General features: G+C 64.2%; 9 protein-coding genes. 8 read left to right on the top strand and 1 reads right to left on the bottom strand.

Going from position 1 to position 14,165, the window contains the following annotated elements; all coding sequences use genetic code 11:
• The first annotated feature begins 212 nt into the window (after positions 1-212).
• On the top strand, positions 213-1,352 hold the full coding sequence (locus tag C5L14_RS11445) for a Gfo/Idh/MocA family protein (protein ID WP_105862182.1): 1,140 nt from the start codon (positions 213-215) through the stop codon (positions 1,350-1,352).
• 18 nt (positions 1,353-1,370) lie between these two features.
• Here the strand turns inward: C5L14_RS11445 and C5L14_RS11440 are convergent, their stop codons facing one another.
• Positions 1,371-2,120, bottom strand: coding sequence for an SDR family oxidoreductase (locus C5L14_RS11440; protein WP_105862181.1), 750 nt, complete (start codon positions 2,118-2,120; stop codon positions 1,371-1,373).
• A gap of 110 nt (positions 2,121-2,230) precedes the next feature.
• On the opposite strand from C5L14_RS11440, the gene C5L14_RS11435 reads away from it, so the two are divergent.
• The 7 genes from C5L14_RS11435 to C5L14_RS11405 all read left to right on the top strand — a co-directional run bounded on the left by C5L14_RS11435 (position 2,231) and on the right by C5L14_RS11405 (position 13,797).
• On the top strand, positions 2,231-3,151 hold the full coding sequence (locus tag C5L14_RS11435; RefSeq protein WP_105862180.1) for a LysR family transcriptional regulator: 921 nt from the start codon (positions 2,231-2,233) through the stop codon (positions 3,149-3,151).
• Between the two features lie 34 nt (positions 3,152-3,185).
• Complete coding sequence (locus C5L14_RS11430; RefSeq protein WP_105862179.1) at positions 3,186-4,094, top strand: aldo/keto reductase; 909 nt, start codon at positions 3,186-3,188, stop codon at positions 4,092-4,094.
• Positions 4,095-4,304: 210 nt separating this feature from the next.
• A complete protein-coding gene (locus tag C5L14_RS11425) occupies positions 4,305-8,321 on the top strand; it encodes a PAS domain-containing protein (protein WP_105862178.1) in 4,017 nt (1,338 codons plus the stop codon).
• A 365-nt stretch (positions 8,322-8,686) separates the two neighbouring features.
• On the top strand, positions 8,687-9,937 hold the full coding sequence (locus tag C5L14_RS11420; protein WP_105862177.1) for a sarcosine oxidase subunit beta family protein: 1,251 nt from the start codon (positions 8,687-8,689) through the stop codon (positions 9,935-9,937).
• 11 nt (positions 9,938-9,948) lie between these two features.
• Complete coding sequence (locus C5L14_RS11415; protein ID WP_105862176.1) at positions 9,949-10,227, top strand: sarcosine oxidase subunit delta; 279 nt, start codon at positions 9,949-9,951, stop codon at positions 10,225-10,227.
• Positions 10,224-13,205: a sarcosine oxidase subunit alpha family protein gene (locus tag C5L14_RS11410; RefSeq protein WP_105862175.1), complete on the top strand. Its 2,982-nt coding sequence runs from the start codon at positions 10,224-10,226 to the stop codon at positions 13,203-13,205. Before C5L14_RS11415 ends, C5L14_RS11410 begins: the two co-directional genes overlap by 4 nt.
• Positions 13,198-13,797: a sarcosine oxidase subunit gamma gene (locus C5L14_RS11405; RefSeq protein WP_068291486.1), complete on the top strand. Its 600-nt coding sequence runs from the start codon at positions 13,198-13,200 to the stop codon at positions 13,795-13,797. Before C5L14_RS11410 ends, C5L14_RS11405 begins: the two co-directional genes overlap by 8 nt.
• Positions 13,798-14,165 lie beyond the last annotated feature (368 nt).

Below are 14,165 nucleotides of genomic sequence, written 5' to 3'. Positions count from 1 at the left end.
TGCGTCTGGGCAAAAGGGCGTTTGCGCTTTGCTCCAGGGGTGAATGGCCACCCTGATTTTTAGGCCATGCTTGGCCCGAGGTTGCCCACTGTCAAGGATAAATTGTCATCTTCGTTCAAAAAATTTCATTCAAACTCGAAGAGTCTCGTGTTTACTTTCTAAATTAATGCAAAAATGAGCAATCAGATTGACCGGAAAGGCGGAGGAAGCGCATGGGTAAACTCGGCGTCGGCGTGATCGGATGCGGCAATATCTCGATGACCTATCTGCGCAATGCCGCGCTGTTTCCAGGCGTCGAATTGAAGGCCTGTGCCGATATCTCAGCGGAATCCGCCAAGCTCAGGGCTGGGGAATACGGCATTCGTGCCCTCAGCGTGGAAGAATTGCTTGGCGACGACGAGGTCGACCTCGTCCTCAACCTGACCATTCCGGCTGTTCATTTTGAGGTATCGATGGCGGCTCTTGCCGCCGGCAAGCACGTCTTTACCGAAAAGCCTCTCGCCGTCACGGCGGCGGAGGGCCGGAAGTTGGTCGAAGAGGCCCGCCGGCGCAAGCTGGCGATCGGTTCCGCACCCGATACCTTCCTCGGCGCCGCGGGACGAACGGCTCGCCGCCTGATGGCAGAAGGGGCGATCGGCCGCCCGACCACCGGGACTGCCTTCATGATGACCCGCGGCATGGAGCATTGGCATCCCAATCCGCAATTCTATTACCAGCCCGGCGGCGGTCCCGTTCTCGACATGGGGCCCTATTACCTGACCATGCTGGTCAACCTGCTGGGACCGGCGCGCCAGGTTGCGGCGATGGCTACGACCGGGCAGGCGGAGCGGCTGATCACCGCCCCCGGCCCGAACCAGGGCACAAGCTTTGCCGTCGGCACACCCACCACCCTGATGGCCCTGGTCGAGTTCGCCGGCGGCGTCATCGTCAATGTCGGCATGAGCTGGGATGTCTTCCGCCACTCCAACCAGCCGATCGAACTGCATGGCAGCGAAGGTTCGCTCAGCCTGCCCGATCCAGATACGTTCGGCGGCCTCCTCCGCCTCAGCCGCAAGGGCGACCCCTGGCAGTCCATCGAGACGGCCGCCATGACTTATGGCGGTCTGAACTGGCCCTACGCCGCGCCCGATCGTGCGAATTACCGCATGCTCGGCGTGGCGGATCTCGCCCGCAGCCTCGAGGAAGGCCGCCGGCCGCGGGCTTCCGGCGAGCTCGCCCTGCATGTGCTCGAGATCATGGAGGGCATCCTGGAAGCGGCGCGTTCCGGGCGGCCGGTCTCCATCGAAGCCGAGGGCGTCCAGCCCCAGGCCCTGTCGGAAGAAGAGGCGGCAAGCCTCAGTGGGGCAGAATAAGCTCGGAGTCGCAAGGGATCAGAGCGTGCCCATGCCGCCATCGATCATGAGTTCGCTGCCGACCGTGTAGGCCGCTTCGTCGGAGGCGAGGAACACGACTGCCTTGGCGATTTCGCTCACCTCGCCGAAGCGGCCGGCGGGCACCAGCCCCTTGATGCTGTCCGCGACATTTTTCAGGTCATGCTCCGAAAAGCCGAGCTTGCCATAGAGTGGCGTGGCGATCGGGCCGGGGCTGACGGCGTTCAGGCGAATGCCCCGTCCGATCAACTCGCCCGACAGGGTACGGATCAGCGACTGCAGCGCGGCCTTCGAGGCGGCGTAGACGCTGGAATTCGGCATGCCGATATGGGCGTTGACCGAGGTGTTCAGCACGATCGAGGCCGGATTGGCCAGGATCGGCAGCAGCGCCTGGATCAGGAAATAGGGGCCCTTTACATTGATGTCGTAGATCTTGTCGAAATCGGGCTCGTTCCAGTCGGCCAGCGGCTTGAGCTGGGCAATGCCGGCATTGACGAAGAGGATGTCGAGCCCCCCGAAGGCCTCCGCGATCGCTTTGGCGAGGCGTTTCTGCCCGGCGACATCGGCGGCGTCCGACTGGATGACCAGGGCACTTTCACCCAGTTCCTTGCGGGCGGCCTCCAGCGTCTGGGGATTGGTGCCCGTCACGGCTATCAGGGCGCCTTCCGCCAGGAATTGGCGGGCGGTTTCCAGGCCTATGCCCGTGGTGCCGCCGGTAATGAGTGCGCGCTTGCCCGAGAGTCTGTTCATGATTGCGGTTCCTTGTTCGTGAGGGATGCTTTGGTGAAGCGAATATGGCGCAAGCATCCTGTCCGGAGTATCCTTCCGATGTTGGATCTATCTTCCGGGATTTCCGAACGATGAAATTGGACGGGATCGCGAGTTTCGTCGCCGTGGCAGAAGCAGGATCGATCAGCGAGGCGGCCCGCAGCCTGCGCCTGTCGAAATCGGTGGTCAGTGAACGCCTGGGGGAACTGGAACGCAGCGTCGGTACGATATTGCTACATCGTACCACACGGCGATTGTCGGTGACCGAGGACGGCGCCGCTTTTCTGGAGCGTGCCAAGCGGATCGTGCGCGAGGTGGAAGAGGCGGCGGCGGATCTGGCCGAGCGGCGCGGCACCCTGGCGGGGCCGATGCGGATTGCCGCCCCGATCACCTTCGGGCGCCTGCATCTCGGCCCGGCCCTGTTTCCGTTTCTGGCGGCTCATCCTCAGGTCGAACTGATTCTCGACCTCGATGATCGCCGGGTCGATATCGCCTCCGGGGCCTATGATGGTGTTATCCGGCATGGTGTCATCGCGGACACGCGGCTGATGGTATGGCGTCTCGCTCCGAGCCGGCGCTTCCTGGTGGCATCGGCGGATTATCTGGACCGTGAGGGGACGCCCCGTTCCATCGGCGAGCTCGATCGCCATAAAGGGCTGTTCTATTCGAACCGGGGCGCGGCCGATTGGCGTTTCCTCGGGCCCGATGGTGTGGAGATCGTGCGGGCGAAGGTGGCCCTGCGCGTCAACAATGGCGACATGATCCGCGACGCTGCGATTGCAGGTCTTGGCATCGGCCTGCTGCCGACCTTCATCGCCGGGCCGGAGATCCGCGCCGGCAGGCTGAAGCTCATCGATATCGGCATTCGGTCCGAACCGGAATTCGTCTTCCTCGCTCATCCGGAAGGGCGCCGCCCTTCGGCCAAGCTCCGGGCGCTGGCCGAACATTTGAAACGCAGCTTTGGCGATCCGCCTTATTGGGAAGAGGGGATGTCCATCGCTGCTTCCACTTGATAGAAGTGACGTATCGTCACTGTGAGATACCGAGATGAGCGACCTGCCTACACCCGAACCGATCCGCCCCCTCGGCCGCAGCGGCATATCGGTGAGTTCGGTCGCCTGGGGCATGTGGCGCTTCGGGGGAGAGGATCTCGCCTCGGCCCAGAAGTTGGTGGAGACGGCACTCGAGGTTGGCGTCACGCTGTTCGATACTGCCGACATCTACGGGCCGTCCGATCTTGGCGGCTTCGGTGTTGCCGAGAGCCAGCTCGGCCGCGTGCTCGAAGCCAGTCCCGGCCTGCGCCAGCGCATGGTGCTGGCGACCAAGGGCGGTATCGTCTTTGGTACGCCCTATAATTCCTCGGCTGCCTACCTCGCCTCGGCCATAGACGCGTCGCTGAAGCGGATGCAGGTCGATCGCATCGATCTTTGGCAGATCCACCGGCCCGATATCCTCACCCACCCCAGCGAGATCGCCAGGGCCCTGGAGGATGCACACCGGGCCGGCAAGATCGCCGCCATCGGCGTGTCGAACTATACGGCTGCCCAGACGCAGGGCCTGGCGGCCTGCCTCAGTCTGCCCATCGTCAGTCATCAGCCCGAATTCTCTGCCCTCAAGCTTGATCCGCTCCATGACGGAATTCTGGACCAGGCGATGATGAACGACATGGCGGTGCTCGCCTGGTCGCCCCTGGCCGGCGGGAGGCTGGCGCAGCCCCAGGACGAGCGGGCCCGGGCCGTCGTAGCCCTGTTCGATGCGAAGGCGGCGCAGGCCGGCGTCTCCCATACCGCCGTCGCCCTGAGCTGGCTGATGGCCCATCCGGCGCGGACCATCCCGATCGTCGGCACGCAGAATCTCGACCGTATCCGGGAGATCCCGCAGGCTTATCTGCCGCGCTGGAGCAGAGAGGAGTGGTATGCCGTGCTGGTGGCCTCGCGAGGAGAGCGCCTGCCCTGATGACGTTCAGCCTCGCTCGACTGCCAGGAGAAGGACGGCCGGTAGCCGGTTGCTCCGGCATGTTCGCGGCGGCACTGCCGGGGCGAGCGCAAATCACTGTCGAAAGAGGCATGAATTCTCGCGACGGCATTTGGCAATGGCGCAGCTTCTCCGTACCATTATCACCAGTTGAGTGCTTATGGTTTCGCTCGCGCAGGTGAGATCCGCCAGATGAAGATAGACGCCGGGCCGGGCTCCGATCGCCTCGATGCGGTGGTTCTGCCGGGCGATGTGGCACTGCTTCGCCATATCGTCGAGCAAGCCGGCATCGCCATGGCGCTGATCGGCCATGATGGTCGGTGTTGCTATGCCAATCCGGCCTTTTGTCGACTCACCGGTTATCAAGCGGCCGATTATGTCGGCATGACTCTTGCCGATCTCGCTGATCCCGAGGATAGGGCCGGTCTCAGTTGGGATGGTGGGAACGAAGATGGTGTGGCGCGCCGCTATCGCCGCCATGACGGCACCGTCTTCACCGGCTTGACCACTCTCTCCCGGCTTGACGCTGCGGACGCAGCCTCGCCCTTTGCCGCCATTGCGCAGATCGTGGCCGTAAACGCCGAAATGGGGGACGAAACCAGTCTGGCCGAAACGGAGTGGCGCTGGCGCCAGGCCCTGGAAGGCTCCAAGCAGGTCGTGTGGGACTTCGACGTGCCCAATGGCATGGTGTGGGTGTCGCCGCGCTGGCGTACCATGCTCGACTTGCCGGATGACGAGCGCGTGCATTCGATCGGCAACTGGCTGAGCAAGATGCATCCGGATGATCGTGTCCGCATGGCGGAGGCGGCGGGGCGCGTCGGGCTCGATGGCGAGCGGGACTTCGACGCGACCTATCGGCTGAGGCACAGTGACGGTCACTGGATCTGGGTGATCAGCCGGGGAAGGGCGGTCGAATACGCGCCCGATGGCACGGTCAAGCGGATGATCGGGACCATCACCGACATCACGCGGCAAAAGGAGATGGAGCAGCGCCTTTCCGCCGTGTCGGAGCGGCTGGAAGTCGCCGTCCAGGCCGGCGGCATCGGCATCTTCCACGTCGATTATCCTTCGGGGCTCCGATATTGGGACGCACGAACCTGCGAGCTTCACGGCGTCACGCCAGAGACGTTTGAGAATACGATGGAAGCGTTCTTGGGCCTGCTCTCGGCCGAAGACGCCGCCAGGGTCGACCGCATTCGCCGCAATGCGCTGCAGTCGGGCTCGCATTATCAACTCGACTATCGCATCCAGGCCCCTAAGACGGGTGGAGCACGTTACATCCGATCCACGGTCCGGCTGATCCGTGGAGAAGACGGCGGCGTGACGCATGGTATCGGTGTCTGCTGGGACGTCACGGACGACGTCGAGCGCAATCAGAAGCTGCACGATACGCTGGTCCTGCTGCAGGCCGTGATGAACGGCACGCCCGATCTGATCTACGTCAAGGATCGTGACGGGCGCTACGCCCTGGTCAACCCGTCGGTCGAGAGGCTGATGGGCCTGTCGAGCGACCAGATCCTGGGTCGGTCCGACACCGAGATCTTTCCGGCCGAGATGGCGCGCCGCCTGATCGAGAACGACCGTCATGTGATGCAGAGCGGGGAACCCTCCACCATGGAGGAAACGGCGATGCTCGACGGGGTGTTGCGCACTTATTCCTCGACCAAGGCGCCGCGGCGCGACGAGCGTGGCGAGATCACCGGACTGATCGGCATCTCCCGCGATATCACCGATGCCAAGGCGGCCGAGGCGGCTCTTCGGCATAGCGAAATGCGGTGGCAATTCGCGCTTTACGGTTCGGGTGACGGGGTGTGGGACCAGAATCTCGCGACCGGGGAAGTGTTCTACTCGCATCAGTGGAAGGCGATGCTGGGCTATGACGACGACGATGTCGGCAACAGCGCCAGCGAATGGTCGGACCGGGTGCATCCGGAGGATTTGCCGCGGTGCCGGGCGATCATCGAGGCACATCTGCGTGGCGAGACCGCGGATTTTGCCTTCGAGAACCGCCTGCGTGCCAAGGACGGCACTTGGCGTTGGATCTATGATCGCGGCAAGGTGATCGAGCGGGCGGCCGATGGGCGCGCCTTGCGTGTCATCGGCACCCATACCGACATCACGGCCCGCAAGGAGGCCGAAAGCGCCATCCTGGCCCTCAATCAGCGCCTGCAACTGGCGATCGAGGCGGCCGGCGTCGGTGTCTTCGAATATGATTTCGCCTCCCAGCGCTACACTTGGGACGATCGCCTGTACCGGCTCTACGACATGCCGCGGGACCGCTACGACGGCAGCAGGCAGGCCTGGCTCGATCGCATTCATCCGGACGACGTGGCTGCGATAACCCGCGAATATGACCGGGCGTTGCGCGAGGACACGCTGTTCGACATGGAATTCCGCTTGCGTGACCGGCGTTCCGGCAAAATCCGCCATATTCATTCGCTTGCCCGGGTGATCCGCGACGAGACGGGCGCTCCGATCCGCACGGTCGGCATGGATTGGGACGTCACCGAGCACAAGGAACTGGTGGAGGCGCTGTTCGAGGAAAAGGAGCGACTGCGCATCACCCTGCATTCGATCGGCGATGCCGTGATCTCGACCGATGCCCAGGCGCGAATCACCTTCATGAACCCCGTTGCAGAGGAGATGACGGGATGGCCGGGCCGGGATGCCGCCGGCAAGCGCCTGCCCGAGGTATTTCGCATCGTCGACGAAACCACCGGCGAGACGCTGGCCGATCCGGTGGAAACCTGCCTGGCGCGAATGCGCCCCTATTATCTCAGCGACGGTGCGGTGTTGTTGCGGCGCGACGGCGAACGGCGCAGCGTGCGCGACTCAGCAGCCCCTGTGCGCACGGCATCGGGGAAGATCATCGGGGCCGTCCTGGTGTTTCAGGACGTGACCAGAGCCCGCATCCTGCAGCAGGCCCTCGAATATTCGGCCAATCACGACAGCCTGACCGGATTGCCTAATCGTTCTGCCTTCGAGCGCGAGATCCGCCTTTCGCTCGAGCAGGTGCGCAAGGACGGCCATCGGCACGTGCTGTGCTTCATCGACCTCGACCGCTTCAAGATCGTCAACGACAGTGCCGGGCACGCCGCCGGCGATGCGCTGCTGCGGGAGGTTGCCAATCTGATGCGCCGCATCTGCCGTCCGGAGGATGTGCCCGCGCGCCTGGGGGGCGACGAATTCGCGCTCCTGTTGCGCGACTGTTCGATCGTCGACGGAGAGGCGGTTGCACAACGGTTTCTGCGCGATTTGGCTCAATTGCGATTCGGCTGGGATGGGCGATCCTACCAGATTGGGGCCAGCATGGGGCTGACCAAGATCGATGCCGAGGCGCCGCGGCAAGACGAGTTGATGAGCCAGGCCGACATCGCCTGCTATACGGCCAAGACCTCCGGTCGCAATCAGCTTGCCGTCTATGGCGACGGCCAGAGCGCGGCTCATCGCAACCACAAAGAGATGCGGGTGGCGGCGGGCATCCGCCACGCGGTCGAAACCGATCGTTTCCGCCTCTATGCCCAGCAGGTCTTCGATCTTTCCGGGCAGGAGGGCGGGCAGCGGCATTTCGAGATCCTGCTGCGCATGCTCGACGACGCCGGCAATATCGTCGAGCCGGCCGCCTTCATCCCGGCCTCCGAACATTACGACTTGATGGGCAGTATCGATCGCTGGGTTATCCATGCCACGTTCCGCCGCTATGGCGCCCGCCTGCTCGGCGCCCACGACATCTCCCTCTCCATCAATCTCTCGGCCAATTCGCTGAACGATCCCTTCCTCTGGCCGCTGCTACAGGAGGAGTTCACCCAGTCCGGCTTGTCGCCCCGGCGTATCCATTTCGAGATTACCGAGACCGCCGTGATCAACAATCTCGCCGCGGCCCAGCAATTCCTTTCCAAGGCGCGTGCCGCCGGCTGCGGCGTGATGCTCGACGATTTCGGCAAGGGACTGTCCTCGTTCACCTATCTCAGGCAGTTCTCGGTCGATGGCCTGAAGATCGACGGCGACTTCGTCCGGCAGATGGCCCAGAGCGAAGTCGACCGCGCCATCGTCGAATCGATCAACACGGTCGGTCACCGGCTGGGAGCCTTCACAGTGGCCGAGCAGGTGGAGAATGAGGAGACCTTGGCTCTGCTGCGTGCCCTTGGGGTCGACCGGGCCCAGGGTTTCGCCCTTGCCAGGCCGCATCCGTTGGATGCCCTCTTTTGACCCTGGAAATTCCCGGGCTGGGGCGAGCGGGAACGCTTCCGTCCGCCATCGGCGCCAGTAGCGGCCTTGCTGGTGAAAGTTTTTTCCTCGCATTAAAGTCGCAAAAGATGTTGCACGCGCAGGAATAATCTTTCACTGTGGGTAACAGGCTGCTATGCCTATGAACGAGGCAGCCCGAATTCGCTGGGGGCAGAGGTATCTATGATTCTCGACGACAAGCGCTGATCGTGCCGGCGTGGCCTGGTCTTGGACGCGGATAGCTGGGCGGCAATTTCTTGCGGCAAGCCCTTGGATCCGTTTCCCGCCGGGCGAGGACGCGACCGGATGACCGAAGATTCCCGTACTCTTCTCCGGCAAGAAGCCCGATGCATTACTCTCTGTTCTCCCTTTTCAAGAATGCCCTGAACGGCCACCGCGGCTGGACGCCGACCTGGCGTGACGCCGAACCGCGCCTCAATTACGAGGTGATCATCATTGGCGGCGGCGGCCATGGCCTGGCCACGGCGTACTACCTCGCCAAGAATCACGGCATCACCAATGTCGCAGTGATCGAGAAGGGCTGGATCGGCGGCGGCAATGTCGGCCGCAACACCACGATCGTGCGTTCGAACTACATGCTGCCGGGCAATATTCCCTTCTATGAGCATGCCATGAAGCTGTGGGAGGGCCTGGAGCAGGACCTCAACTACAATGCGATGATGAGCCAGCGCGGGGTGCTGAACCTCTATCATTCCGACGCCCAGCGCGATGCCTTCGCCCGGCGCGGCAACGCCATGCGCCTGCATGGCGTCGATGCCGAATTGCTCGACCGCGACGGCGTCAAGGCGATGGCGCCCTTCCTCAATTTCGACAATGCCCGTTTCCCGATCCAGGGCGGCTTGCTGCAGCGGCGCGGCGGCACGGCGCGTCATGACGCGGTGGCCTGGGGCTATGCGCGTGCCGCCAGCGATCGCGGCGTCGACATCATCCAGAATTGCGAAGTGAAGGGGTTCGTCCGCGAAGGCGGCGCGATCGTCGGTGTCGAAACCACCCGCGGCACCATCCGGGCCAAGAAGATCGGCATGGCGGTGGCCGGCAATACCTCCAAGGTCGGCACCATGGCGGGATTGCGCCTGCCGATCGAGAGCCATGTGCTGCAGGCTTTCGTTACAGAGGGGCTCAAGCCGCTGATTCCGGGCGTGATCACCTTCGGCGCCGGTCATTTCTATGTCAGCCAGTCCGACAAGGGCGGCCTGGTCTTCGGCGGCGACATCGACGGCTACAATTCCTATGCCCAACGCGGCAACATGCCGGTGGTGGAGGATGTCTGCGAAGGCGGCATGGCGGTGATGCCGATGATCGGTCGTCTCAGGCTGCTGCGCAGCTGGGGCGGCATCATGGACATGTCGATGGATGGTTCGCCCATCATCGACAAGAGCGGCATCGACGGCCTCTATCTCAATTGCGGCTGGTGCTATGGCGGCTTCAAGGCGACCCCAGCCTCGGGCTGGTGCTTCGCCCACCTCATCGCCAAGGATCAGCCCCATGAAGTGGCTGCCGCCTATCGGCTCAATCGCTTCGAGACCGGAGCGGTGATCGACGAAAAGGGCCAGGGCGCCCAACCCAATCTTCACTGAGGCACGGTTCGATGCGGATTGCCTGTCCCTATTGTGGTGCGCGCGGCGTGCACGAATTCACCTATCTGGGCGATGCCGGGCCAAGCCGGCCGGATGCCTCGGCGCCGGACGCCGGCAAGCAGTTCTACGAATATGCCTATCTGCGCGACAATCCCGAGGGAGCGCATGAGGAGTTCTGGTATCACGGCTCGGGCTGCCGTTCCTGGCTCAAGGTCCGCCGCAACACCAAGACCCATGCAATCGAAAAGGCTGAACTGGTGATGCCTCAAACGTCGGGAGCCGCATCATGAGCGAGGCCGTTTCCTTCCGCCTGCCGTCCGCAGGCCTGGTCGACCGCAGCCATAGCGTGCGGTTCCGCTTCGACGGCAACAGCTATGAGGGGCTCAGCGGCGACACGCTGGCCTCGGCTCTGCTCGCCAACGGCATTCGCCTGGTCGGGCGCTCGTTCAAGTATCACCGCCCGCGCGGCATCTTCACCGCCGGGCCGGAGGAGCCCAACGCCCTGGTCGAGCTGCGCACCGGCGCCCGCCGCGAGCCCAACACCAAGGCGACGACGGTCGAGTTGTTCGACGGCCTGGAGGCTGCGAGCCAGAACCGTTGGCCCTCGCTGAAATTCGACCTGCTGTCGGTGAACCAGTTGGCCGGCCCGATCTTTGTCGGCGGCTTCTACTACAAGACCTTCATGTGGCCGGCGGCCCTTTGGGAAAAGCTCTACGAGCCGATGATCCGCCGGGCTGCCGGCCTTGGCAGCGCCAGCCAATTGCCCGACCCGGATCATTACGAGAAAGCCGCCGCCTTCTGTGACGTGCTGGTGATCGGCGCCGGTCCCGCCGGCCTGATGGCGGCCCTGGAAGCCGGCCGTGCCGGTGCCCGTGTCATTCTGTGCGAGGACGATTTCCGCCTCGGCGGGCGCCTCTTGAGCGAACGGCACGAGGTCGGCGGCAGGTCCGCCGCGGTCTTTGCCGCCGATATCGAAGCGGAACTGGCTTCCATGCCGGAAGTGCGCATCTTCAAGCGCACCCAGGTGTTCGGCGTCTACGACACCGGCACCTATGGCGCCCTGGAACGGGTGTCGGATCATCTGCCGGTCCCGCCCGCGCATCAGCCGCGCCAGCGCCTCTGGCACATCACGGCCAAGCGCTGCGTCAATGCCATGGGGGCCATCGAGCGTCCCATCGTCTTCGGCGGCAACGACCGGCCGGGCGTGATGCTCGCCTCGGCAACGCGCAGCTATCTCAATCGCTACGGCGTTGCGCCGGGCCACCAGGCCGTGGTGTTCACCACCAGTGACGATGGCTGGCGCACGGCGGCCGATCTCGTGGCCGCCGGCGTGACCGTAGCCGCTATCGTCGATCCGCGCTCGCAGGTCGACGCGGCGGTGTCCGGCTGGGCCGGCAAGGCCGGAACACGCACTTTGCTCGGAGCAAGCGTGACCGATGCCAAGGGTGGAACCCAGGGCATCAAGTCCGTCGAGGTGATCGCCGGGCGCAAGCGCGAGAGCATTCCCGCCGATTTTCTGGCGGTCTCCGGCGGCTGGAACCCGCAGGTCGCACTCACCACCCATAAAGGCGCACGGCCGCGCTGGTCGGACGAACTGGCCGCCTTCGTGCCGGGCGATCTGCCCGACGGCATGACGGTGGTCGGCGCCGCCAACGGCGTTTTCTCGCTGGGCGCCTGCCTGCGGGCCGGTGCACAAGCGGGCCGCGCGGCGGCCGGCGATTGCGGTTTCTCCGCCGGCCAGGCCCCGATCCCGGCCTGCGACGACGAGCCTGTCGGCCTCAAGCCGCTCTGGCATGTCGCCGAGACCAAGAGCAAGGCCTTCGTCGACCAGCAGAACGACGTCACGGCCAAGGACATCGAGATCGCCCATCGCGAAGGCTTCCGTTCGGTCGAACACCTCAAGCGCTACACCACGCTGGGCATGGCGACCGATCAGGGCAAGACGTCGAACATTGCCGGGCATGCCATGATGGCGGGCCTGCTCGGCCGTTCGATGACCGAGGTCGGCACCACGGTTTCGCGGCCGCCGCATTTCCCGGTGGCAATCGGTGCTCTGGCTGGCCCCCATCGCGACAAGCATTTCAAGGCGACGCGCCTCACCGCGGGCCATGAATGGGCAATGGCGAACGGCGCCACCATGGTGGAAGCCGGCCAGTGGCTGCGCCCGCAATGGTTCTCGCGTCCCGGCGAGAAGGACTGGCTGGAAAGTGTCTGCCGCGAGGTCAAGACCACCCGTTCGATCGTCGGCGTGTGCGATGTCTCGACTCTCGGCAAGATCGACATCAAGGGGTCTGATGCCGGCGCCTTCCTCGATCGCGTCTATATCAATACCTTCTCGACGGTCGCGGTCGGCAAATGCCGCTACGGCCTGATGCTGCGCGAAGACGGTTTCGTCATGGACGACGGCACGGCGGCCCGCTTCGCGCCGGATCATTATGTGATCTCGACCACCACGGCCAATGCCGTGAAGGTGATGCAGCACCTCGAATTCTGCCGCCAGACGCTCTGGCCCGAACTCGACGTCTCGCTGTCCTCGATCACCGAGCAATGGTCGCAATATGCGGTGGCCGGGCCGAAGGCCCGGGAATTGCTGCAGAAACTCTATGGCTCGAGCGCCGATCTGTCGAACGAAGCCTTCCCCTATATGGGATGCGCCACGCTGCAGCTCGGCAATGTCGCCTCGCGCCTCTACCGGCTCTCCTTCTCGGGCGAACTCGCCTTCGAGATCGCGGTGCCCGCCCATTACGGCCTTGCTCTGCTCAAGGCGCTGATGACGCTGGCCGAGGAGATGGGCGGCTGCGCCTATGGCACCGAAGCCCTTGGCGTCATGCGCGTGGAGAAGGGCCATGTCGCCGGCAACGAGCTCAACGGCCAGACCACGGCTCGCGATCTCGGCCTCGGCAAGATGATGTCGACCAAGAAGGACTATATCGGTCGTGTCCTGGCCCAGCGTCCTGCCCTGGTGGCCCCGGATCGGCCCGGCCTCGTCGGCGTCAAGCCGGTCAACCCGGCGGATCGGCTGCGGGCCGGCTCGCATTTCCTCAGGAAGGGTGCCGCCTCCGTTGCGGCCAATGACGAGGGCTTTGCAACCTCGGTGATCTATTCGCCGATGCTCGAAAGCTGGATCGGCCTTGGCCTGCTAGCGAACGGCCCGTCCCGCCACGGCGAGGTGATCCGCGCCTATGATCCGGTGCGCAACGGCGATATCGAGGTCGAGGTCGTCTCACCCATCTTCTTTGATCCTGAAGGGAGCCGTCTCCATGTTTGACGCCATCAGTGCAGGGCGTTTGGAGTCCCGTAGCGCCTTTGCCGGCCTGCTCAAACCGGTCGGAACGGGAGCAGGCGTCACCGTGCAGGATCGCTCGGGCCTGGAAATCGTCACCCTGGCGGCCCGCAAGGGCCAGGAGGGGGCCTTGGCCGCGCGCATGCAGGCCGCCTATGGCTTGCGATTGCCCGATAGCCCCAAGCGGGTCGTGTCCGGTACGCTCGCCGCCCTGGGCACCGGGCCGTCGGCCTGGCTGGTCACGCGCGAGGCGGGCGAACCCAATCTGCTCGTCTCGGATTTGATCGAGGCCGTGGGCACGCTCGCGTCGGTAACCGACCAGACCTCCGGCTATGCTGTGCTGAAGGTCTCAGGCCCGCATGTCCGCGATATGTTCGCCAAGGGCCTGGACATCGACCTGCATCCGCGTGCGTTCGCACCAGGCGATGCCGCCGTGACTGCCTGCTCGCACATCGGCGTGACACTTTGGCAGCTCGATGAAACGCCGACCTACGAGATCGCCCTGTTCCGCAGCATGGCCGGCAGCTTTTGGCATTGGCTGAGCGACAGCGCCGCCGAATTCGGCCTGGCTGTATAAAGAAGGCTGGTCTTTGGACCAGCCCTCAACAAGGAGTTTCGAACAAGCAGCGAAAAAGGCCGGGATGAGGCATTGCGACCCCTCATCCGCCTGCCGGCACCTTCTCCCGCAAGGGGAGAAGGCAATCATGAGGGATGGCGCTACGCTCGCCGATCGGCCTTCTCCCCTTGCTATCGAAACCACACATCTCAACTGAGACAAGTAAAGCGCGTGAATCCCTCCCCGGCTTCGGGGAGGGTGGCCCGGCAAAGCCGGGGCGGGTGGGGGAGAGTGGCGCGATCTCGCCATCGTCAGGCCTGCTGGCGCCACTCTCCCCCTTCCGTCGACGCTTCGCATCACCACCTTCCCCGACGTCGGGGAAGGATTTT

The sequence above is a fragment of the Labrys okinawensis genome, from assembly GCF_002982075.1.
Classification (GTDB): domain Bacteria; phylum Pseudomonadota; class Alphaproteobacteria; order Rhizobiales; family Labraceae; genus Labrys; species Labrys okinawensis_A.
Note: the sequence above shows the minus strand (reverse complement) of the source record. Positions and strands in the feature narration are given on the sequence as shown.

Coding starts and splice junctions, on each gene's coding strand:
- C5L14_RS11445 (WP_105862182.1), top strand. CDS start 213: ATGGGTAAACTCGGCGTCGGCGTGATCGGATGCGGCAATATCTCGATG.
- C5L14_RS11440 (WP_105862181.1), bottom strand. CDS start 2,120: ATGAACAGACTCTCGGGCAAGCGCGCACTCATTACCGGCGGCACCACG.
- C5L14_RS11435 (WP_105862180.1), top strand. CDS start 2,231: ATGAAATTGGACGGGATCGCGAGTTTCGTCGCCGTGGCAGAAGCAGGA.
- C5L14_RS11430 (WP_105862179.1), top strand. CDS start 3,186: ATGAGCGACCTGCCTACACCCGAACCGATCCGCCCCCTCGGCCGCAGC.
- C5L14_RS11425 (WP_105862178.1), top strand. CDS start 4,305: ATGAAGATAGACGCCGGGCCGGGCTCCGATCGCCTCGATGCGGTGGTT.
- C5L14_RS11420 (WP_105862177.1), top strand. CDS start 8,687: ATGCATTACTCTCTGTTCTCCCTTTTCAAGAATGCCCTGAACGGCCAC.
- C5L14_RS11415 (WP_105862176.1), top strand. CDS start 9,949: ATGCGGATTGCCTGTCCCTATTGTGGTGCGCGCGGCGTGCACGAATTC.
- C5L14_RS11410 (WP_105862175.1), top strand. CDS start 10,224: ATGAGCGAGGCCGTTTCCTTCCGCCTGCCGTCCGCAGGCCTGGTCGAC.
- C5L14_RS11405 (WP_068291486.1), top strand. CDS start 13,198: ATGTTTGACGCCATCAGTGCAGGGCGTTTGGAGTCCCGTAGCGCCTTT.